Source organism: Bradyrhizobium sp. CCBAU 45394, assembly GCF_028128655.1.
GTDB classification, from domain to species: domain Bacteria; phylum Pseudomonadota; class Alphaproteobacteria; order Rhizobiales; family Xanthobacteraceae; genus Bradyrhizobium; species Bradyrhizobium diazoefficiens.
This window is the reverse complement of record NZ_LBIX01000173.1, coordinates 272,592-293,719: the sequence shown is the minus strand read 5'-3', so window position 1 is coordinate 293,719 and position 21,128 is coordinate 272,592. Positions and strand designations below refer to the sequence as shown.

The following is a 21,128-nucleotide window of genomic DNA, read 5'->3' as shown; positions in this document are numbered from 1 at the left end:
CGATCCAGCGCAGTTGGCAGCGGAGCCCGGAAGATGATCACGACATTGGCAACACGCATCGCCCTTGCACTGGAGCTGCTCGCGAGGCGCGCGGTCCGCACCATGAATTGCAATTCAATGGTGCCCCATGCGACGCTAGCCTATCCTGTACCGCAGCGAGTGGCCGGCGTCGGGCGGCATCAGGGCCGCGCGTTCGACGCGGGCGGGCATTGAGCATGACACCGCGTGCCGCTGAACCCTCGCTTCCTCACTGCGCGCCGAAACGGCGTGCGGAACGCGGAACGAGGATCATGAACCGGATTCTCCTGATCGAGGACGACGCCGAGACCGCCGAGGCAATTGTCGCCGAGCTCGCCGATCGCGGGTTCGAGGTGCAATGGGCCGGCGACGGCGTCGACGGTCTCGACCGCGCGCGCACATCGAGCCCCGATGCCATGATCGTCGATCGCATGCTGCCGGGAATGGACGGGCTGGCCGTCATCGAGGCGTTACGCAAGGACCAGGTCAGGACGCCCGTGCTGGTCCTGAGCGCGCTCGGCGCGGTTGACGACCGAGTGCGCGGATTGCGCATGGGCGGAGATGATTATCTCACAAAGCCGTTCGCGATCATCGAGCTGGTCGCGCGGATCGAGGCGCTGCTGCGCCGTCCGACCGACAGCCGCGAAACCATCCTGCATGTCGGGCCGCTCGAGATCGACCTGATCGAGCGGACCGCGCGACGCGGCGAGCGCGAGCTCGAGCTGTTGCCGCGCGAATTCCGCCTGCTCGAATACATGATGCGCCGGAACGATCAGTTGCTGACGCGCGCGATGCTGCTCGAGGAGGTCTGGAATTACAAGTTCGTCCCGGCGACTACGAACCTGATCGATGTGCATATGGGCCGGCTCCGTCACAAGGTGGACGGTCCCGGAGAGGTGCAGCTGATCCACAACGTCCGAGGCTCCGGCTTCGTTCTGCGTTCGCGGCTATAGGGGCGCAAGATGCACCAGAGCCAGCTGATCCGCTCCAGCACGTTCCTCTGGGCCCTGGCCGTGGCGGCCGCCTTCGCGCTGTTCGTGGTCGGCCTGTTCGCGTTCATCTACTGGAAGCTCGACGACTATCTGGTCGCGCGATCCGATCGCATGATCACCACACGGATTCACTTCATCGCAGACCTGCCGCCGGCCCGCCGCATCAGCGCGATCGCGGATCATCTCGAGCAGGATTCCAGGGGCGTGCAATACGCGGGACTGTTCGATGCCGCTGGCACGAGGCTGGCCGGCAACATCGACCATTTGCCGCGCGAGCTGGGGCTTGATGGCGCGGTGCAGGGCGTGCGGCTCGATCTGTTCGAAAAGCCGGCAGCCCACGTTCCGGTCGTCAGGGCGGTCGGCAGACGTCTCGATGGCGGCGATGTCTTGGTGATGGGACGGAACGTCGATGAGACGCGCGAGATATCGAGCGTGGTGGGGCAGGCGCTGGCCCTGGGCTTGCTGCCGGCCTTCAGCCTCTGTCTGCTGGCTGGCGCCTGGCTGAGCATCCGCGCCCAGAGACGCGTGGAGGAGGTGAACCAACGGGTCCAGCGCATCGTGGCCGGCGAGCTGCGCGAGCGGCTCCCGGAGGGCGGAACGGACGATCCATTCGCGCGGCTGGCCGCGATCGTCAACGGCATGCTCGACGAGATGGAGACGATGATCAACGCGCTCGCCGGCGTCGGCAACGACATCGCCCATGATCTCAGGACGCCGCTCACGCGCGTCCGCCTGGCGCTGGAGCGCGGGCGCACGCATGCGGCAACGCTGGAGGAGCTCCAGGAGATTACCGACAAGGCGATCGCCGGCATCGACCAGTCGCTCGCGATCGTCACGGCCCTGCTGCGTCTGACCGAGATCGAGAACAATCGCCGCATGGCCGGCTTTGGCGAGGTCGCGCTCGACGAGATCCTGCGGGAAGTGTGCGACGTCTACGAACCCATCGCCGAGGACAAGCGCATCGCCCTCGGTGTCGTCATCGAGCGCAATGTGCAGGTGTGGGGCGACCGGGACCTGCTGTTCGAGGCGGTCGCCAATCTCGTGGACAATGCCGTCAAGTTCACGCCATCGGGAGGACGGGTGGAGCTCGCGCTGGAAGCGGAGGACGGCACGGCGCTCGTGCGTGTCAGCGACACAGGCCCCGGCATCAGCGAGCAGGAGCGCGAGGCGGTGCTGCGGCGGTTCTATCGCTCCGACAAGATGCGCAACACGCCGGGCGTCGGGCTGGGGCTAAGCCTGGTGGCCGCCATCGTCAAGCTGCACGGCTTCCGGCTGATCGTCGGTCCCGCGCCCGGAGGGCGGATCGAGATCCTCGCCTGGACCGGACGGGCGGACAAGGCCGCCACCTGCCGGTCCCGGACATTGCGGCACGCAGACGCCGACCTGATGGGATGAGCCAAATGATGCGCAATGCCTTCGAGATCGATCAGCCGGCCTGGAGTGTGGGAGTGACAGATGCAGACTAGCCACGAAGTTGCGAGGAGTGCTTCCGTCGCCGCTGCGGGCGCAGCGGTATCGGCACCGTTCCTCAGCGCGTATTCCGCGGCCATCAGACGCTACGAACTGCTCGAGCCAGGTCAGGAGCAGCAGCTGGCACGTCGCTGGCACGAGACACGAGACCGCGGCGCAGCCGACGCGCTCGTCACCAGCCATCTCCGGCTCGCCGCCAAGCTGGCGCGCGGCTACAAGGGATACGGACTTCCGATGGTCGACCTGATCGCGGAAGCGAATCTCGGCCTCGTCATCGCAGCGTCACGCTTCGAGCCCGGCCGCGGCGCGCGTTTCTCCACCTATGCGATCTGGTGGATCAAGGCCGCCATTCACGAGTACATCCTGCGCTCCTGGTCCCTGGTCAAGATCGGGACGACGGCTGCGCAGAAGAAGCTGTTCTTCAAGCTCCGCAGCGAGATCAGGAAAGCCACCGGCAGCGTGATGTCAGGGCTCACGCCTGACGTCGCCGAATTGATCGCCGGGAAGCTCGATGTGACCGCGCGTGAGGTGATCGAGATGGATGCGCGGCTCAATGGCGACATGTCGCTGAACGCGCGCGTCGGTGGCGAGGAAAGCGGAACCGAGCTGGAAGCCTTGCTGGTCGATGGGGCGGTCGACGCCGAGACGATGCTCGCCGATCACGAGCAGACGGAGCGGCGTGCCAAAGCCTTGCGGGTTGCGCTGGGCGGGCTTGCGGCGCGGGAGCGTCATGTCTTCGAGGCGCGGCGGCTGACGGAATGCCCCGTAACGCTCGATCAGTTGGCCCGCGAATTGTCCATCTCCAGCGAGCGGGTTCGACAGATCGAGATTCGTGCCTTTGCCAAGGTCAAGCGGGCCGTGATGCTCGCCGCGCAGGATGCGCCACGCGCCGCCGTATGCAACGTCTGAATTCGTTTTCATTTGAACGGAGCTCCGACCGTCCTCACCTGTCCGAAGATCCCGCGTCCCTCGCTCCAGGCAGACCACCATGGGAATTGTTCGCTTCGCACTACGGCTTCCGCACACATTTTATGTGCTTGCCGCGCTGATCCTGTTTCTCGGCGGGATCGCGATCCGGTCGATGCCGACGGATATTTTCCCGGAGATTCGGATCCCCGTTGTCACGGTCATCTGGAGCTACACTGGCCTCTCGACGCCGGAGATGGAGCAGCGCGTCAGCACCTACAGCCAATATTCGATCAGCGCCAACGTCACCGGAATCAAGAATATCGAAGCACAGACCCTCAACGGCCTTTCGGTTCAGAAGATCTACTTTCAGCCGGACGTCAATCTCGATCTCGCGATCTCACAGATCGTCTCGGCGACCAATGCCATCCGCGCCCTGATGCCGCCGGGCATCCAGCCGCCGATCATCGTGCAGTTCAATGCCTCGAGCGTCCCGGTGCTCCAGCTCAGCCTCGAGTCAAACAGCCTGAACGAGCAGCAACTCTACGATTTCGGCATCTACCGGGTCCGCCAGCAACTGGCTCCCGTTCCGGGGGTGACCCTTCCCACGCCTGCCGGCGGCAAATACCGGCAGATCATGGTCGATATCGATCCGAACAAGCTCCTGTCGCGCGGATTGACGCCGCTCGACATCGTCAATGCGGTCAACACCCAGAATCTGACGCTGCCGACCGGCACGACGAAGATCGGGGACACCCAGTACACCGTTCGAACCAATGCAACGCCGGCCACAATCCAGGATCTCAACATGATCCCGGTCAAGTTCGCCAACGGGGCCACGATCTTCCTGAAGGACGTCGCCCAGGTCCGCGACGGTGCCCAGGTCCAGCAGAATATCGTCCGCGAGGACGGCCACCGGGCCGTTTTGCTCAGCGTCATCAAGAACGGGAACGCCTCTACCCTCGCCGTCGTCAACGGCGTGAAGGCGGCCTTGACGTCGATCCGCGCATCGGCCCCGGCGGGGCTGAAGATCAACGAGTTGTTCGATCAGTCGATATTCGTCACCCATTCGGTCAATGGCGTGCTGCGCGAAGGAGCGATCGCGGCCGGCCTGACAGCGCTGATGATCCTGGTGTTTCTGGGGTCTTGGCGATCGACGCTGGTCGTCCTGATCTCGATCCCGCTGGCGATGCTGTCCTCGCTGGTCGTCCTGTATTTTCTCGGCGAGACCCTCAACACGATGACGCTCGGCGGGCTTGCCCTCGCGGTCGGTATCCTTGTCGACGATTCGACGGTGACGATCGAGAACACGCACCGGCTCTGGACCGAAGAGGGCATGCCGTTGTCGGAAGCGACCCTGCACGGAGCCGCCGAGATCGCTATTCCGACGTTGGTCTCCACGCTCGCGATCAGTTGCGTGTTCACCTCGGTCGTATTTCTGGAAGGCCCGGCCAAATATTTGTTCACGCCGCTTGGCCTCGCCGTGGTGTTCGCGATGCTGGCGTCGTACGGGCTGTCGCGGACGCTCACGCCGATCACTATCGGCCTGCTGCTGAAGGGCGAGCGGCGTCATGGCGAGGGCGAGCGATCGTCGAACATATTCGCGCGCGCCTCCGCCGCGTTCGAGCGCGGGTTCGAGCACCTGCGCGACGGCTATTCCGATCTCCTGCTGACATTGTTGCGTCGTCGCGTCATCGTGCCCGTCGTCGCCGTGCTGGTGCTGGCGCTCGGAGCCACCATGTTCGCCTATGTCGGCCGGGACTTCTATCCCCTGATCGACGGCGGCCAGATCCAGCTCCATGTTCGCGCGCCCGCGGGCACGCGCATCGAGCGGACGGAAGCGATTTTCCAGGCGGTCGAGGACAAGATTCGCGAAGTCATTCCGGAGCGCGACCGAGCGCTGATCGTCGACAATATCGGCCTGCCGGCGCGGCCCTACAATCTCGCATTCACCGACGGCTCCACGATCGGGGTGAACGACGGCACCATTCTCGTATCGCTGAAGGACGGGCACAAGCCGACTGCGGACTACATCAGGAAGCTGCGGCAGGTGCTGCCGTCGGCATTTCCGGAGGACACGTTCTATTTCCAGGCGGCCGATATCGTCACGCAAATCCTGAACTTCGGTCTCCCGGCGCAGATCGATGTCCGCACCGTCGGTTACGGCAGCAACAACCTGGCCGTGGCCAAGGAGCTGCAGAAGAGTCTTGCGGCGATCCCCGGTGTCGTCGACGCGCATCTGCAGCAGGAGGTCGATGCTCCCGCGTTCTACGCCGATATCGACCGCACTCGCGCCGCGCAATTGGGTCTCAATGCGAGCACGGTGGCGACCAATATCAATGTCAGCCTCAGTTCGTCCGCGCAGGTCTCGCCGAATTTCTGGACTGATCCGACGTCAGGCATCCCCTATTACCTGGCCGTGCAGACACCCGAATACAGGGCCAACTCGCTGAACGCCCTGGGCAACACGCCGGTGTCGGCATCGCTCGCCGCAAGCGGGCAGACGGTGCCTGGCCTCCTCAGCAATGTCGCCACCTTCAAGCGGGGCACCGTTCCGACCAATTTGAACCAGGCCAATGTCCAGCCGGTTTTCGACGTCTATGCGAGCGTCCAGGGCCGCGATCTCGGCAGCGTCGCGTCCGATATCGACAAGGTGACGTCCACCCTTCAGAAGCAACTGCAGCCCGGCAATTCGATCCAGGTTCTGGGACAGATCCAGAGCATGCATCAGTCGTTCCGCGATCTCGGGATTGGACTGCTGTTCGCGGCGATTCTCGTCTACCTGCTGATGGTCGTGAACTACCAGAATTTCGGAGATCCCTTCGTCGTCATCATGGCGCTGCCGGCGACATTCTGCGGCATCGTGACGATGCTGTTCGTCACCGGGACCACGCTGAACGTGCCCTCGCTGATGGGAGCCATCATGGCGGTCGGCGTTGCCTCCGCAAATTCCATCCTGCTCGTGACGTTCGCGCGGGACGAGCAGTTGAAGGGACATTCCGCCTTCCAGGCGGCGCTGAGCGCGGGCCGGACGAGGATCCGGCCGGTGCTGATGACCGCGGCGGCGATGATCGTGGGCATGATCCCGATGGCGATCGGCGGGCCGGGTGAGGAGCAAAATGCAGCGCTCGCGCGGGCGGTCATCGGCGGCCTGCTGTTCGCAACTCCGACCACCTTGCTGATCGTGCCTTATCTCTTCGCCATGCTGCGCAAGGGCAACGACGGCAAGCCCCGCCACGGCGTATTCGAGGAGCAACCCGAATGAGTGATGTTCGCGCACGGACCGATGACGACGAGGCAGCAGACCACCCCGGAGCGGAGGGCCTCAGGATCGTGGAGCTGCCGGGCAAGGGCGCGCGATCCAAGCGCCGTTACGGTGGTCCGCTGCTCGGGGGAGGCGTGCTCCTGCTACTTGCGGGCGGTCTGGGCATCGGCGGCTGGCGGCACTATGAGGCCGCGCGTGAGGTCGCCGCAGTGGCAGAGCAGGTTCGGACCAACGTTCCGGAAGTTCGCGTGGCGACGGTCCAGGCTAGCGGCGACCTCATGAAGGTCACCTTGCCGGCGACGACGACCGCGTTCGAGGCTGCCAACATCTTCGCGCGGACCAGCGGCTATATCGAGAAGCGCTACGTCGACATCGGCGATCGAGTGAAGAAGGGCGATCTCCTCGTGGAAATCACCGCTCCCGAGCTGGACCAGCAGATCGCGCAGGCGCAGGCGACGCTCGCGCAGGACCAGGCCGCACTTCAGCAAGCGCAAGCGAGCCGAGAACTGGCCGACGTCACCAATTCGCGCGACAGCAATCTCGTCAAGCAGGGCTGGTTGACAGCGCAACAGGGCGATAACGATCGTCTCACCCTGCGCGCACAGCAGGGCGCGGTGGGCGTCGCGCAGTCGAACATCGCGGCGCAGGAGGCGCAGATTCGCGTGCTCCAGCAGGAGAAGTCCTACCAGCGCGTGGTGGCGCCGTTCGACGGCGTGGTCACGCAGCGCAACGTGGACAATGGCAGCCTGGTGCAGGCCGGCTCCACCTTCATGTTCACGATGATGCACTCCAACGTTATCCGAACCCAGGTCTTCGTGCCGCAGGACGAGGCTTTCGGCGTTGCTCCGGGCGTCGACGCGGATATCCGCGTTCCCGAGATTCCGGGGCGGACGTTTGCGGGCAAGGTCACGCGGATCGCGACCGCGCTGCAGCCGGGGAGCCGGACGTTGTTGACCGAGATCGACGTGCCCAACCCCGATGGCCTGCTCAGTCCCGGCATCTATTGCACGGTCGAATTATCGATCCCGCGCAGGACGCCCTCGACGACGATCCCGTCCGATGCGCTTGTCTTCGATCAGAACGGCCTCCATGTCGCGGTCGTGCGGAATGGTACGGTTCATTTTCAGCAGGTCTCGATCTCCAGGGATTTCGGCACCACGGTGGAAGTGCGCGACGGCGTGCAGCCCGGCGATCAGGTCGTGCTCAATCCTGCGGTCAATCTGGTGGAGGGCAGCAAGGTCACGGTTCGCAAGAGCGAAGTGAGTTAGGGCACAAAAGATGATGCGGTTCGCGTTCGCAGCGGTAATGGCTCTGCTACTCGGCATCTCTCCGGGCCAGGCACAGATCGCAACGACCGGCAGCACGGCAATGGATCTGCCGACAGTGCCGGGCGCGATCGTGATCTCGCCGCTCAACAGTCCGGGGCCGTTTTCGGCAACGACCGTGCCGGGCGCTCCGGATACGACGCTGGCGCCTGTTCCGCTCGCCTCGGATCCGACGACGCCCGGGACGGTGGTCGTCTGCGCTCCGCCGGCGACCTCGCCAACGCCGTTGCCGGCGACACCGACCGTATCGAGCACTGGCCTTTCGACATCGGGCATCGCGGCCCCGATCCTGCCGGTCTCGGGACTGAATGGCAGCTCCATCGGGACAATCTCCACGGCCGCGCCGGCGGGAACAGGTGCGACAGTGGCATGCAGCTCAACGCCCGGAGGGCAGGTGACGAGCGCGGCATCTCTGCCGCTTTCGATTCCGCAGGTGCCTGCAAGCCCCGCGCCCGGCACGATCCTGGCGGATACCAGCGGCGCCGGCGGCACGGGCATCGACCCGAACGCCGCCGTTGTGCCCAGCCCGAACAGCTCGGCTTGCGCGGAAGGGGTTTCGATGAATCTGGCGCAGCCTGCGACAGTGTTGCCGGCCAACGCCTCGGGTGCAGCGCCAACGCCGGGCGTGTCGCCGATCCTGCCACCGGGATGCTGAGGCGAAATTGCAGGCCTCAAGCGTCATCGCAACCTAGTGGCAGGTGCAAGACGGGGGCCGGTCGCCGTCGTATGTCGAAAGCGAGATGCCCGGTATTTCAGCCAGAGCGCGGGCAAAGGCGAGTGCGGGAAGATCGATCTCCTGATCGAACAGAGCGCTGACCGGACCAACGAGATCAAGTGCCGTCTGCTGACGGTTCGACCTCGCCATGATCCTTGCCCACGCTGCCGCAACCTTCAGCTCGTAGAAGCGGCATTGCTGCTCTCGGGCCACGGATAGTCCCTCGGCGAACAGCAATTCGGATCGCGAGAGATCGGATGGGCCATTGGCCAGAAGAATTTCAGCCTTGATCCTCAGCAGGTCCGCAAGGCACCACAATTGCCGGCCTTGCCGCGAGATGGACAAGGCCTCTTCCACCGCGGCCAGGGCCTGCGCAGCCTCGCCGCTCGCGAGCAGGCCTTCGGCGAGCGATCCGAGAAACTCGGGATTGCGCATCAGCCATCCGTTCTCGGTCCGCGCTTTCAGGCCACTACGCAGCAGCGCTATTCCGTCGTCATGGTTACCTTGCAAAACCAGCAGCTGCCCCTTCAGGCAAGACGTCCAGCTCGTCCAGAAAGCTATTCCTTCGCGTGTGACGAGCTCGAGAAGGGAGGATATTGCCTGATCGGCGGCGGCGAGATCATGCGTCATCAGCGCGATCGGGCAGACGGCGTTCCGGAGCGCGTAGGCGATCGCAAGCTTGTCCTTCTCACGCTCGGCGTCCTGGAGGCACTCGGCGGCCAGCGATCTGCTCTGGGCGATCTTTCCCCGCAACAGCAGCACGCGAGCCAACATCGCCTTGGCAAGAACGCTCTGATTCAGCAGGAACCACATCAGATTCGTGCCGCCGCTCAATCCGTGGGCCGAATCGTCCAGGGACAAGGTCAGCTCGCGCCGCGCATCCTCCTGCGCGCCGAAGAAATGCGCGGCAGCGCCAATCAGGCGACGACCTACCGCCTCGTTGGCGGGATTTCCGGTGCGCAGCGCGATCTCGAGGTAGCGTTCGCCGACGTCCTTGGCCGCGGCATATTGGCCCGAGTTGAGGTTATAGCTCCACAAGGTCCAGACCGCCTTGAGCTGAAGCTCGAGATCGGACAATTCCTCGGCGAGTGCGAGACCGATGCTCAGCGCCGCCTTCATGCGATCCGCCGACCCCGTCGTGTTGAGGAGTGCGAATCCCAGCGCGACATAGAGCTGCGCCTTGAGCTTCGGAACGCCGGTGAACCCGGGGCTGAAATGCGCGAGAGCGTGCTCGATCCGCGTTGAGCATTCCACGAAGGACAGCAACTGCATCCATACCGGAACGAAGCCGGACGTCAGCTCGATTCCAAGCGCCGCATCTCCACCGGGCGAGAAGGCCCAATCGAGCGCCGCATGCACGTTTCCGATCTCCTGGGCGAAACGGGAGATGTCGTCGGGAGCGGGAGAGGCATCGCCGAGCGGCGCGATGATCTGCCTGAGAAAGCAGGCCTGCCGTCTGGCAGCCTGCTCGACGAGGCCTGCGTCTGCGAGCTTCTCCAGCGCATAAGCGCGGGTGCTTTCCAGGAGGCGCCATCGTCCCTCGAAGGAGGGATCCAGCGACACCAGCGATTTCGCGACCAGATTGAACAGGGTTTCGATGACGTCCGACCGCGACAGGGTGTCGTCCATCATCGCACTGGCCGCATCGAGCGTGAAACCGGCCGGAAACACCGCGAGTTGGCAAAGCAGGTTCTGCTCTGCCGGCGGCAAGAGATCGTAGCTCCAGTCCAGGGTCGCCCGCAGGGTCTGGTGTCGCGGCAGCTGGTCGCGGCGGCCGCCATTCAGGAGCTCGAAGCGCTTGTCCAGGCGGAGCAGTACGGCGTCTACTCCGAGATTGGCGGCCCGGGCTGCGGCAAACTCCAGTGCGAGCGGAATGCCGTCGAGGCGGCGACAGATGGCGGCGATCTTCTGAAGCTCCTCGGCGCCGGCAACGAAGCTCGCACGCAGCGCCCGCGTTCGGGCGACGAACAGCTGCACTGCGCTTGCCCGGAGCAGCAGATCGGGAGCGTGCATATCGGGACCAGGGACCGACAGCGCCGGAACGGCCGCAACGTATTCGCCGTCGATGCGGAGGCCTTCGCGGCTGGTCGCGAGAACCGTGACGTTCGGACAATAGTGGAGCACGGCACTTGCGATCTGCGCGGCCGCTTCGATCACATGCTCACAATTGTCCAGGACAAGAAGCAGGCGGCGGGTCCCGATGGCCTGCGCGATGCTTGCGGGCGTTACTTCCTTGTCATTCGAGGCGAGCCTGAGCGCACGGGCGGTCGCAGATGCAGCAAGAGCCGCACCCTGCAGGGCCGCGAGCTCGACCAGCGCTACGGAATCGTTGAACGAAGGCGCGACACTGCGCGCGAGCTCGATCGCCAGCTTCGTCTTTCCGATGCCGCCGGGGCCGACAAGAGTCACGGCCCGATATGCGGACAACACGTCGCTCAATTCGCTCAGACTATCCTCGCGACCGATGAGAGGCGCGCGGATACTCGGCAGGTTGCTGGAAAAGAGCGCATCGGCCGGAATCGTTACCGGTGCGGCCGCCGGATGATCCAAATGCCCGCTTCGCCAAGTTCCAGCGAGCGTGTATCCGCGACCTGAAACCGTCTTGAGCAGATTGCGATCCTCGCCCAGCGCCTTCCGGACGGCCGAAATATGAACCTGGAGCGTGTTGTCTTCGACGGTCAGGCCCGACCAGACGCTTCCGATCAAATCGTCCTTGGTGACCAGGAGGCCGGCGGAGCCCACCAACTTCTCGAGAATCTCGAATGCACGGCTTCCGATCGGCACCGCGACGTTGTTGTATCTCAGCTCCCTCCGTTGGCAATCGATCAGCCAATGTCCGAAAGAGTACGTGCGATCAACCGGAGATGACATAAGGGGTCCGTGCATCAACTTCGCTGCCGTGATCCGAGGGGGAGATCACGAGCCCGCCCTTGAGATCACCGACCCGTGGCAAGAATTTGAAAGCGTCAATGCGCCTAGGTCTCCTAGAGGGGAGATCGTCGGCATGTCAAGAAGACCCGCTCAGTCCGACGCTTCGTTCATCGTCGATGCTGGCACCCGACGCACTCGTGTTCGATACACGAATTCGTGACGGCAGCCGGGCGTGTGTCACAATGGGAGAGGCGGTCGGAAGAAGCCTGACGTCTGCAACGGAAGCATCATTTACTCACTTCGCCGAGGATCGTCAGCGCAAGACCTCCGGAGCAAAAATGCGTCCGAGAGACGTGCACCGGTCGCAAGAACGGCGGCCTGATCGTGAGCCGCCGTCCTTCCTTCCGCCGAGAGGTCAAAATCCGGAACGTTGAGACGATCAACTTCCAGTCGGCGTCAACCGGACTTGATCCGGTTCGCGAACTCAATAGCCCGAGGTGGGCTCGCATGGCGGCCGCCGCCAGGGGGCGGTTGCGTACGCACCGACGTCGGGAGCACGGGCGCAGCCGCGCTTGGAGGAGGCCGGAACGCGCTGAGCCGACGCATAAGCCTCGGCATTGGTACGCTTCGCGTTGCCTTCGCGAGCCATCGCGGGGGAGGCAATCATGGCTGCGACCACGAATCCGGCCGACAAGAGCTTCAGTGTAGTCATCGAACATCTCCTTGAGAAAGCGACGCCGAACGCCTCGGCCCGCACGCGAGACATGTTCATGCGCGCGTCGGATCCGCAGTGTTGATCGAACGAACATTTTCGTCTTTGCACGAAGTCGTCGCGGTGCGTTGACTTCGGACATCGACGGCTCATCCCACAGGGAGGTCCGCGTCCTAGTCGGGCAAGGACGTCGCCTGGTCAGCGCGTCCATCGAGCAGCGGACCAAACCATTCCCAGCTCTCGCCGGTGAAGCGCATCATCTGGAGCTGCTCGATCGGATGAAAGTCCGTTGGCGATGTCTTTATTCGAATGCCGGGGATGTAGGCCTCGAGTTCGAAATCGAGATCCGCGGCCACTTGCATGATTCTCTCGTGCGTCAGATCATCGCCGCAGCGCCTGATCACCTCCACGAGCGCGCTCGACATGTTGAAGGCCACCAGAGGCCCGCTCTCCGATCGATCGGCTTCCGGAAAGTATTTCGCCATGAACGCGCGAAAGTGCTGCATGCCCGGATGGCTGTCCCACTGCGGATCCGTCACGTCCATCTGATACCCCGCGCTGAGAACTCCCTTTGCGTTGTCCAGTCCGGCCGGCTTCAGCACCGCGCCGACCGAGACCGAGACGTTCGTCACGATGTGGATGGGATGCCAGTCCAGCTCAGCGAGCTTCCTGATCGCCTGAGCGGCGAATTTGGGCGTGGCTATGTCGATGAATATGTCGGGCGCGGCGGACTTGATCGCGACGACCTGTGAATCGATCGTCGGTTCGCTGACCTCGTATGGCAGGCTGGCAACCACCATTTGCGCGTACTTGTCCTGGAGCACGTCCTTCAGCCCGCGCAGATAGTCGCGCCCGAAGTCGTCGTTCTGGTGGAGAATGCCGATCCTGGCACCTGGATGATGCCTCAGAATGTAGTCCGCATAGATGCGGGCCTCGGTTCGGTAGCTCGGTAGCCAGCCGATGGTCCACGGAAAGTGCTCGGGATCGGCCCAGTGCGACGCTCCGGTGATGACGAACAATTGCGGCACATGCCGGTGGTTCATGTACTTCTGAATGGCGGCATTGCTGGCCGTGCCGAACGGCGCGAAGATCGCGAGCACCTCGTCGTCCTCGACGAGCCGTCGTGCTTGTTCGACCGCCTTGGATGAACTGTAGGCGTCGTCATATGAGATGAAATTGATCTTCCGGCCGTTGATTCCGCCGTTGTCGTTGATCATGCGAAAGTATGCACTCATCGTCTTGCCGATGATGCCGTAAGCCGACGCCGGACCGCTGTAGGGCATGATGTTGCCGATCCGGATCTCGGTATCGCTTGCGCCGGGGTCGTACTGCGGCTCCGCGGAAGCGCTGCCGACTGCGAGCACGGCGCAGGAGATGACGAGCTTTCCCAGGCGCCACGCGTTGCCCGAAATCGAGTAGCCAGTTCTGCCTGTGATCAAGCGGTGCCTCCATGGCGCTGCCGGGTTTCGAACATACCAAACCCGACGACGTGTCGTTCGGCCGCGCCGGCCCGGGAGAGACGCGTATTGCGGTCGCTGGGCGTGCACGTGCAGAAGTCGGGTCCCGAATATAGCGCGGGTGCTGCCGCGAGCCCGGCTTAAGATGCTGAAGAACTGTTAAGTTTCGCAACTGCCGGGCCGGCTATCCGGATCGACGTGATTGGCCTTGTTTCGAAGCCGGCAGGGTGCGCCGCATGGCGCGGCCGCACTCCCGGATTTTGGACGCCATCATCTGCATGACGCTCGATTGTGGTGCCTCATCATCGATGCCAGTTGCGGACGTGGTAGTGGCCCGCGGCGAATACGGGCGCGGCACCACCCGGCCGCTCGAGGCCCATTCGTCCGGCCGGCGTCAGCGCGCCGCCATTCAGCACGTCGCGATCGGGGTACATCGATGCAAAGGCTGCCGGCTCCTGATCGGCGAAGGACCAGGCTGCGGATGCGGACGATATCGTTGCCGTTGAGAGTAGCGCCGCAGCGATTAGGATTTTGAATACACTCATAGCGATTCTCCATTGCTTGCTCTGTGCGGAGAGTCGCTTGGCGATGATCGCTGCTCGGCTGGTGGCGTTTCCGAAAATTCTTTTGATGAATCCTATGTAGGTCGTCCGGTCGAGAAGTCCCGGAGGACGTGCATCACTCCTGCGGGAAGATTCTGTCAGCGTTGTCAGAATCCTCGCGCGATTGTGCGTGGTCAAACGCGTCTGATGCCCGTTTCTGGGAGGCGGGTCGTTTGAACATTTGGAGTGTGAGCAATGAGATTAATCCCTGTTGTTTGTGTCGTCGCCTGCGTAGCGCTCTCGGGCATTGCGTCTGCCCGCGGTGACATGGGATCGCATATGTCGATGGCAAGCGGCGGTGCGCTCGGGACGAGCGCCGCCGCGCCTGGAACGAACTCGCTGGGCACCGCGCTTCCGTCGTCCGACAGTGGTGGTCGCGCGACGAAGGGGCCGTTGCTCGGCACGGACCCGACCATCGACAAGGACGACGCCCGGCTCGAGAAGATGCTGGAAGGATCGATCTGCCGCGGCTGCTGAAGAGCGCGCATTCGGAGACGGGGGCCGGCGGCGGCGCCGTCCGGCAACCTGTGTCTTTCGAAAGGGTTGATGGTAAGCTGGACTGAAAATGATGAAACCGCTTGGGCTGTCCCAATGATGGCTGAGCCAGGCCAGCGTCCCGTCTACATTTATGCGCAATGGGAGATCGATCTTGTCAGACGCGAGTTGCGTTCGGCAGGAGAGCTCGTTCCTTTGGGGGGGCGTGCCTTTGAGATTCTTGCGGAATTGGTTCAGGCGGAGGGCCAACTCGTCACCAAGAACGACCTGACGGAGCGCGTCTGGCGGGGCGTCTTTGTCGAGGAGAGCGCACTTCGCGTACATATCGCGGCGATCCGAAAAGCCCTTGGTCCTGACCGCGACATGCTGTCAACCACTGTTGGTCGCGGTTATCGTTTGCTGGGAGCGTGGCGGATCCGGCATATGGACGCCCCGCTACAATCTGCCGCAACCGGGTTGCTGCCGTCGACCAACATTCCCAGCGCGTCGTTCGATCTCATCGGCCGCACCGCCGCGATCGCACATCTGTGGCGGCTTCTGTCGGCCTATCGCGTGGTGAGCCTGGTCGGGCCCGGCGGGATCGGAAAGACGGCGTTGGCGCTGGAGGCAGCCAGAACGCCGCCGACCGGCTTGGCGGCTGACCGGTTGCTGGTCGAACTGGCCTCGCTGTCCGATCCCAAGCTCGTCTGCTCGGTCATCGCCGGCGTGCTCGGCACCAAGCTCGAGGGCGAGGAGATTTCGCCTGAATCCATCGCACGCGCGATCGGCCCTCGGCCATTGTTGCTCATCCTCGACAATTGCGAACACGTCATTGATGCCGTGGCCCAGGTGGCCGAGCTCGTTGTCAGCCGCTGCCCCGGGACGTTCATTGTTGCGACAAGTCGAGAAGCGCTGCGCATCGAGGGGGAGCACGTCTACCGCGTGCTCCCTCTGGGCGTGCCGCCTGAAGCCAGGCTCGAGCCCGCCGGCGCCTACGCGTACAGCGCAGTCGAGCTGTTCACGAGCAGAGCGAAGGCGTTGGGTTCAAGCTTCGCGTCGGACGAGGAGAACATCGGCGCCATCGCAGCCATCTGCCGGCGGCTCGACGGCATTCCGCTTGCGATCGAGTTTGCAGCGGCGCGCGCAGTCATGCTCAGCCCGCCGAGGATCGCGGCACTTCTCGATGACAGGTTCAAATTTCTGACGACGGGCCGCCGTACCGCGTTGCCGAGGCAGCAAACGCTGCGTGCAACGCTCGACTGGAGCTATGACCTGCTGCCGGACGACGAGGCGTGGCTGCTCCGGCAGCTCGGCATATTCGCCGGCGAATTCCAGCTCGATGCAGTGATCGCGCTCGCCGGCGAGCACATCGGCGACGTGACCGGCCAGCTTGCCAGGCTGGTGGCAAAGTCGCTCGTTGTCGCCGATATTCGCCGCGACAGTCCTCATTATCGCTTGCTGGATACGACGCGTGCCTATGCATTGGAGAAGCTGCACGCGGGCGGAGAATATCCCGACGCCGCCCGCCGCGAGGCGAAATACTATTGCGGATTCTTTGCCAACGCCGAGGCCGACAGCGAAGTGAAGCCGCAGGCGGAGTGGCTCACCATCTATGGCCGGCACATCGACAACGTGCGAACGAGCCTTGATTGGGCCTTCTCGTCCGGCGGAGACGCGCAAGTCGGAGCGGCCTTGACGGCGGCCGCAGTCCCGCTCTGGGTGCAATTGTCGCTCCTCAGCGAATGCCGCGAGCGGACCGAACTCGCTCTGGCGCGCCTCGACCCGACGGCCGCGAACGCGCCGCGGCTTCGCATGCAGCTGTCGGCCGCGCGCGGCTGGTCGCTGATGTACGGTGTCGGAAGAGCCCGGGAGGCCGGTCCCGCCTGGGCCGCGACCCTTCAGCTGGCCGAGCAGCTCGGTGACAGGGACTACCTGTTGCGCGCGCTTTGGGGACTCTGCATCGATCAGTTCAACAACGGCGAATTCCGCAGGGCCCTCGAATTTGCGCATCGTTTCGCAGACGCCGTGGACGATTCCGGCAATCCTGTCGACCGGATGATGGCCGACCGACTTCTTGCAACCACGCTGCACTATCTCGGCGACCAGCGGCAGGCGTATCATCACATCGGGCGAACCCTGTCTCGCCTCTCGGATCTGGCGGCCAAGCCGCAGGTCATCCGTTTCCGGTTCGACCTGCGGGCCTCAACTCACTACTTCCAGGCGCGGATCCTGTGGCTGCTTGGCCTCGCGGATCAGGCCTTGAGCGTCGTCGGGCGCAACGTCGAGGAAGGCCGGACGAGCGGCCACGCACTCACATTCTGCAGCGTCCTCGGGCAGGGTGCTTGCCCGATTGCCTTCCTGGCCGGCGATCTCGACGCGGCGGAGCGGTATTGTACGATGCTGATCGAGCACACCGAACGCCACCCGATCCGCTTGTGGAACGTATGGGCACGCGCCTTCAGGGGCGTGCTGATCTCGCGCCGGGGCGACGTAGCGACCGGATTGCCGCTGCTGCGCAAGGCGCTCGAGCTCGCGGGCGAGGCGCGCTTCCTGCCGCGTTTCCTGCTTCCCTTCGGCGAGCTCGCCGTGTGTCTCGGAGAGGCCGGCGAGGTGTCGCAGGGGCTCGCGACCGCCGACGAGGCGCTCGCACGATGCGAGGCAAGGGACGAAGGGTGGTATGTCGCCGAGCTCTTGCGCATCAAGGGCGAATTGTTGCTGCGCCCCGGCGCGCGCCGCTCGACGGGTGGTGCCGAGCAGGTCTTCGACAAGGCGTTCGAGGTGGCGCGGAGCCAGGGTGCATTGTTCTGGGAGCTGAGGACGGCGATCAGCGTGGCACGAATGAGGATGAGTGAGGGGCATCTGGCCGATGCACGCGATGTTCTCGCTTCCGTGTATGGCAAATTCACCGAAGGCTTCGAGACTGCGGACCTCAGCGACGCGCGCGCAATGATGGTGAAGCTGGGATCGTAAGCGATGGAGGCCCCGGGGAGCGGCATCAGATCCGATCGATCGGATGCCTGTGCGGCCTCGGCGAGCGCCGCTTCCCCGTGCTCTGGAACGTTCCGCAATCCGCCGGTGGCGCCGCCTGTGCCGCCGATGGCGATGGCCGGCGCCGACGTCTCATTGCCAACGCAGCATGGACCGGCGGCCCGCACGCGTCGTTCGAGACTGCACCCCTCTATCGCGATTGCACGGCGATCGAGGCGATGCGCGCTTACGCGATCCGGAGAGGATCATTTGGCCGCAAACGAGCGCGAGCGTGGCGGGTTCAGCTCGGCAAGCAAGCCTCTTGCCGCCACGAGGCTGCGCGTCTGGAATCCCTCGGTAAACCGCTGATAGACGGGGGCGAGCATATCGTGCGCCTCCCGGCGGCGATCGCCTCGCTGCCATAGTCTCGCAAGCGCGATCGCCGCGCGAAGCTCATAACCCAGCGCCCCCTGATGGCGGGCGAGGTCGAGTGCTCGGATGAGGCTCAGCTCCGCTTGCGAAAGATCCGGATTGCTCTTCCTCATCAGCGCCTTCGCTCTTGTGCACAACATGTCGGGCATGTCCATCATGAAGTTGCAGTGTTGGGCCTGGGCAATCGCCTGATCAATGGTGTCCAGGGCTTCGTCGCCGTGACCTGTCGCCGCCAGGGCTTCGGCGAGAGGCATGCGAAACCCAGCCACCGCACCGAAGCACAGGCTCTGCAGCTTCTCGATCGAGCCTTTCAGCATGGCGAGCCCGACACCGGTCTCGTTCCTGGCCAGCAGTGTAATCCCCTTCATGGCCTCGCCGACCAACTGGAGGATGGCGAGGTTGTGCCTGCGAGCCTCCACGACGAACCTGTCGATGTGTTCTTCGCAATCCTCCAGATCGCCATTCCAGAAGAAGACGCCGAATGCCCATGGCAGCGCTCTGCAGAACATGACCGGATGGTTCGCCGCGATGACGTCCGAGATGGCGCGGCGCACCATTCCTGTCGCCTGATCGGGATATCCCTGAAGCCAGAGGACGCGCGCAAGGGTGATTTGAGCGCGTTTGGGATATTCGAGGGTGAGGCCGCTAAGGACGTCCTTGTCCAGGCCCGTATGTCGCAATGCCGCTTCGACGTATGAGCGAGAGGCAACGAACTTGCCGAGATACTGGCAGGAGATGCTGAGCAATACGCGCATGCGCGCGACCGCATTGGAATCGTTGTTGGCAAGGGCAATGGCTTCGCCGCGTTTGGCGATGCCAAATGCGTCATCATACTTGCCGACGAACAATTGCAGCAAATGCAACTGGTCGATCAAACGGATCTGCCCCGGTATATCGCCGATCCTTTCCGTCAGCTCGAGCGCCCGGCGGAGGTGATTTGCGCCCAATTCATCCAGCTGTCCGGTGAGCATGCGCGCAGCCCCCAGCGCCGTGTGAAGGACGAGGCCCTGCCTGATGCCTCCATTGGTTTCATCGAGTGCTTCGATGGCGCGGGTGACCCAGAGCTCGCATTCCGCCAGGAGCGACAGCTTGAAGAAGAGCGGTATCGATGCTGCAGCGAGCGCCACGCCGGCTCTGCGGTCTCCCTGATCCGAGAAGCACCACGTCAGTGCGGCGCGGACGTTGCCGAATTCCTCCGCAACCGTCGAAAGGTCTCGGTTCGCTTCGTCGCCGATCATCTCAAGGAGGTCGAGAAAGTAGCAGGCGTGACGTCGCGCGACCGCCTCGGAGTCCCCGCTGGCGGCAAGTTTCTCTTGCGCGTATGCCCGGGTCGAGTCGGCAAGGCGGTAGCGGGTCGGTTGCGAGCCGGTGTTCAGTGCAAGCATCGACTTGGCGACGAGGCTGTCGATGATCGCCAGGATCGTGTCGTCATCCTCCGAGCCCGCGGCAATCGACCGCACGGCGTCCAGGGTCATGCTACCGACGAACACTGACAGCCGGCCGAGAATCGCGCGTTCCGCGTCGGATAGAAGATTGTAGCTCCATTCGATGGTTGCGCGCAGTGTCCGGTGCCGAGGCAGCGCGGTGCGTCGTCCCTCCCACAGCAAATTGAGGTGCTGGTCGAGGAGTTGGACCATCGCTCTTGCGCCATATGCGCCCACATGGCCGGCGGTGAGCTCGATGGCAAGCGGGATACCGTCGAGCCGACGGCAGAGGTTGCCGACATCAGAGGCGTTCGCATCCGTCAGCGCGAACTCGCCGCCTCCCGCGGTCGCACGCTCGACGAAGAGTTTCACCGAAGGGTAGGCGAGAGCGTTCGCGGCCGTCAAAACGATCTTCTCCGGCGGGCTCGGCAGCGGTGGGAGCCGGTATGTGAACTCGCCTTCGACGCGCAGCAGCTCCCGGCTGGTCGCCAGGATGTGCAGCTCCGGTGCTGCCTGGTAGAGCCGTTCGGCCAGCGCCGCCGCGGCTTCGATGACATGCTCGCAGCAGTCCAGAATGAGCAGCATCCGCATGTCGCGCAGGAATGTCGCGAGGCTATTCGTGGGATCATTCGATCGAGCTCGCAGCCCAAGTGAAGATGCGACGATCGCCGGCACTGGAGCGGCGCTGCCTGTCTCGCCGAGACCGACAAAGTGGACATGGCCGGCGAATTCCGCGAGCAGGGCGTGGCCCGCGGAAATGGCGACTGTGGTCTTGCCGATGCCGCCCGGGCCGACGACCGTGACGAAACGTTGGGCTCTCAGTCTTTCCGAGATGTCCTGTATGGCTTGCTCACGCCCGACCATCTGCCGGGGATGCGCCGGCAGGTTATGGACGTAAGTCGGATTGGTCGGTGCAGGTTGCCTCTGTTCCGGGCGCGATACCGCCGCGACGAAGCAGTAGCCTTGCCCGGAGACCGTGCTCAGGTATCTGACGCCGTCGTTGCCGTCTCCGAGTGCCTTGCGGAGTGCGGCGATATGGACACGCAGGCTGTTTTCCTCGACGGCGGCGCCCGGCCACGTCGTGGCCATAAGCTCTGTCTTGCTGACGACGTTGCCGGCCTGCCGGACCAGTGCGAGCAGAATGTCGAATGCTCGACCCGACAGCTGCAGGGGGCTCCCGTCTCTCTCAACCCGCCGCTGCGCGGGGTCGAGCCGAAACGGCCCGAAGACCAAGATCTCCCGGGCGGCTTCGTCTTGGGCGGAGCGGCCGGCAGCGGCCATCGTGTTGCTGCTTTGCGTGTTGTTGCTTTGCCAGCGGGGGGCCATTGGGAATTTCAACCCGGCGCACGACTCGTCACGTTCTATGACTTGGAAGCACACCAAGACGCGTGAACGTAGCGGCCTTTCAAACCTAACATTCGGCAGTAACAGGGTAAAGGATTGGGACGTATCACTTTCGTCTGGGGCTCCGAAGAGGCTCCCGGATTTTCAGGAATCG

The 21,128-nt window shown here is 63.9% G+C and carries 13 protein-coding genes and 1 pseudogene; 9 read left to right on the top strand and 5 right to left on the bottom strand.

From position 1 onward, the window contains the following. The first annotated feature begins 33 nt into the window (after window positions 1–33). The 7 genes from WN73_RS32775 (at window position 34) to WN73_RS32745 (ending at window position 8,631) form a co-directional block, all read left to right on the top strand. Window positions 34–213, top strand: a complete 180-nt coding sequence (locus WN73_RS32775) for a hypothetical protein (protein ID WP_271556290.1) — start codon at window positions 34–36, stop codon at window positions 211–213. Between the two features lie 77 nt (window positions 214–290). Then, entirely contained in the window at window positions 291–971 is a 681-nt protein-coding gene (locus WN73_RS32770) for a response regulator transcription factor (RefSeq protein WP_028175307.1), read from the top strand. A 9-nt stretch (window positions 972–980) separates the two neighbouring features. Beyond that, window positions 981–2,405, top strand: coding sequence for a sensor histidine kinase (locus WN73_RS32765; RefSeq protein ID WP_028175306.1), 1,425 nt, complete (start codon window positions 981–983; stop codon window positions 2,403–2,405). Between the two features lie 60 nt (window positions 2,406–2,465). Then, window positions 2,466–3,389, top strand: coding sequence for an RNA polymerase sigma factor RpoH (gene rpoH, locus WN73_RS32760; RefSeq protein WP_011083134.1), 924 nt, complete (start codon window positions 2,466–2,468; stop codon window positions 3,387–3,389). Between the two features lie 79 nt (window positions 3,390–3,468). After that, complete coding sequence (locus tag WN73_RS32755) at window positions 3,469–6,651, top strand: efflux RND transporter permease subunit (RefSeq protein WP_028175305.1); 3,183 nt, start codon at window positions 3,469–3,471, stop codon at window positions 6,649–6,651. Next, window positions 6,648–7,919 carry an efflux RND transporter periplasmic adaptor subunit gene (locus tag WN73_RS32750; RefSeq protein WP_028175304.1) on the top strand — a complete coding sequence of 424 codons (1,272 nt, stop codon included), beginning with the start codon at window positions 6,648–6,650 and terminating at the stop codon, window positions 7,917–7,919. The genes WN73_RS32755 and WN73_RS32750 overlap by 4 nt, the downstream gene beginning before the upstream one ends. A 37-nt stretch (window positions 7,920–7,956) precedes the next feature. Then, window positions 7,957–8,631 (top strand): hypothetical protein, encoded by a 675-nt coding sequence (locus tag WN73_RS32745; RefSeq protein ID WP_028175303.1) that lies wholly within the window; start codon window positions 7,957–7,959, stop codon window positions 8,629–8,631. Window positions 8,632–11,277: 2,646 nt separating this feature from the next. Here WN73_RS32745 and WN73_RS44760 read toward each other — a convergent pair. From WN73_RS44760 to WN73_RS32725, 4 genes and pseudogenes are all read right to left on the bottom strand, one after another. Next, window positions 11,278–11,562 (bottom strand): annotated as a pseudogene (locus WN73_RS44760) (winged helix-turn-helix domain-containing protein); the annotation flags it as partial. Window positions 11,563–12,046: 484 nt separating this feature from the next. Next, entirely contained in the window at window positions 12,047–12,274 is a 228-nt protein-coding gene (locus WN73_RS32735) for a hypothetical protein (RefSeq protein WP_074076402.1), read from the bottom strand. Between the two features lie 173 nt (window positions 12,275–12,447). Continuing rightward, window positions 12,448–13,713, bottom strand: a complete 1,266-nt coding sequence (locus WN73_RS32730) for an ABC transporter substrate-binding protein (protein WP_039186335.1) — start codon at window positions 13,711–13,713, stop codon at window positions 12,448–12,450. 320 nt (window positions 13,714–14,033) lie between these two features. After that, the gene (locus WN73_RS32725; RefSeq protein ID WP_028175300.1) at window positions 14,034–14,276 is read right to left on the bottom strand and encodes a hypothetical protein; all 243 of its coding nucleotides are present in this window, start codon (window positions 14,274–14,276) and stop codon (window positions 14,034–14,036) included. 336 nt (window positions 14,277–14,612) lie between these two features. Between WN73_RS32725 and WN73_RS32720 the strand changes: the two genes are divergently transcribed. Both WN73_RS32720 and WN73_RS32715 read left to right on the top strand, forming a co-directional pair. After that, the gene (locus WN73_RS32720) at window positions 14,613–14,810 is read left to right on the top strand and encodes a hypothetical protein (RefSeq protein WP_231166614.1); all 198 of its coding nucleotides are present in this window, start codon (window positions 14,613–14,615) and stop codon (window positions 14,808–14,810) included. Window positions 14,811–14,879: 69 nt separating this feature from the next. After that, on the top strand, window positions 14,880–17,777 hold the full coding sequence (locus WN73_RS32715; protein WP_271556280.1) for an ATP-binding protein: 2,898 nt from the start codon (window positions 14,880–14,882) through the stop codon (window positions 17,775–17,777). Window positions 17,778–18,040: 263 nt separating this feature from the next. Here WN73_RS32715 and WN73_RS32710 read toward each other — a convergent pair whose 3' ends face one another. Continuing rightward, window positions 18,041–20,968: an ATP-binding protein gene (locus WN73_RS32710; protein WP_232689018.1), complete on the bottom strand. Its 2,928-nt coding sequence runs from the start codon at window positions 20,966–20,968 to the stop codon at window positions 18,041–18,043. Between the last annotated feature and the right edge of the window lie 160 nt (window positions 20,969–21,128).

What these genes read in the sequence shown, in the direction of transcription:
- WN73_RS32775 (WP_271556290.1), top strand. Translation starts at nt 34, where the DNA reads ATGATCACGACATTGGCAACACGCATCGCCCTTGCACTGGAGCTGCTC.
- WN73_RS32770 (WP_028175307.1), top strand. Translation starts at nt 291, where the DNA reads ATGAACCGGATTCTCCTGATCGAGGACGACGCCGAGACCGCCGAGGCA.
- WN73_RS32765 (WP_028175306.1), top strand. Translation starts at nt 981, where the DNA reads ATGCACCAGAGCCAGCTGATCCGCTCCAGCACGTTCCTCTGGGCCCTG.
- rpoH (WP_011083134.1), top strand. Translation starts at nt 2,466, where the DNA reads ATGCAGACTAGCCACGAAGTTGCGAGGAGTGCTTCCGTCGCCGCTGCG.
- WN73_RS32755 (WP_028175305.1), top strand. Translation starts at nt 3,469, where the DNA reads ATGGGAATTGTTCGCTTCGCACTACGGCTTCCGCACACATTTTATGTG.
- WN73_RS32750 (WP_028175304.1), top strand. Translation starts at nt 6,648, where the DNA reads ATGAGTGATGTTCGCGCACGGACCGATGACGACGAGGCAGCAGACCAC.
- WN73_RS32745 (WP_028175303.1), top strand. Translation starts at nt 7,957, where the DNA reads ATGGCTCTGCTACTCGGCATCTCTCCGGGCCAGGCACAGATCGCAACG.
- WN73_RS32735 (WP_074076402.1), bottom strand. Translation starts at nt 12,274, where the DNA reads ATGACTACACTGAAGCTCTTGTCGGCCGGATTCGTGGTCGCAGCCATG.
- WN73_RS32725 (WP_028175300.1), bottom strand. Translation starts at nt 14,276, where the DNA reads ATGAGTGTATTCAAAATCCTAATCGCTGCGGCGCTACTCTCAACGGCA.
- WN73_RS32720 (WP_231166614.1), top strand. Translation starts at nt 14,613, where the DNA reads ATGTCGATGGCAAGCGGCGGTGCGCTCGGGACGAGCGCCGCCGCGCCT.
- WN73_RS32715 (WP_271556280.1), top strand. Translation starts at nt 14,880, where the DNA reads ATGGTAAGCTGGACTGAAAATGATGAAACCGCTTGGGCTGTCCCAATG.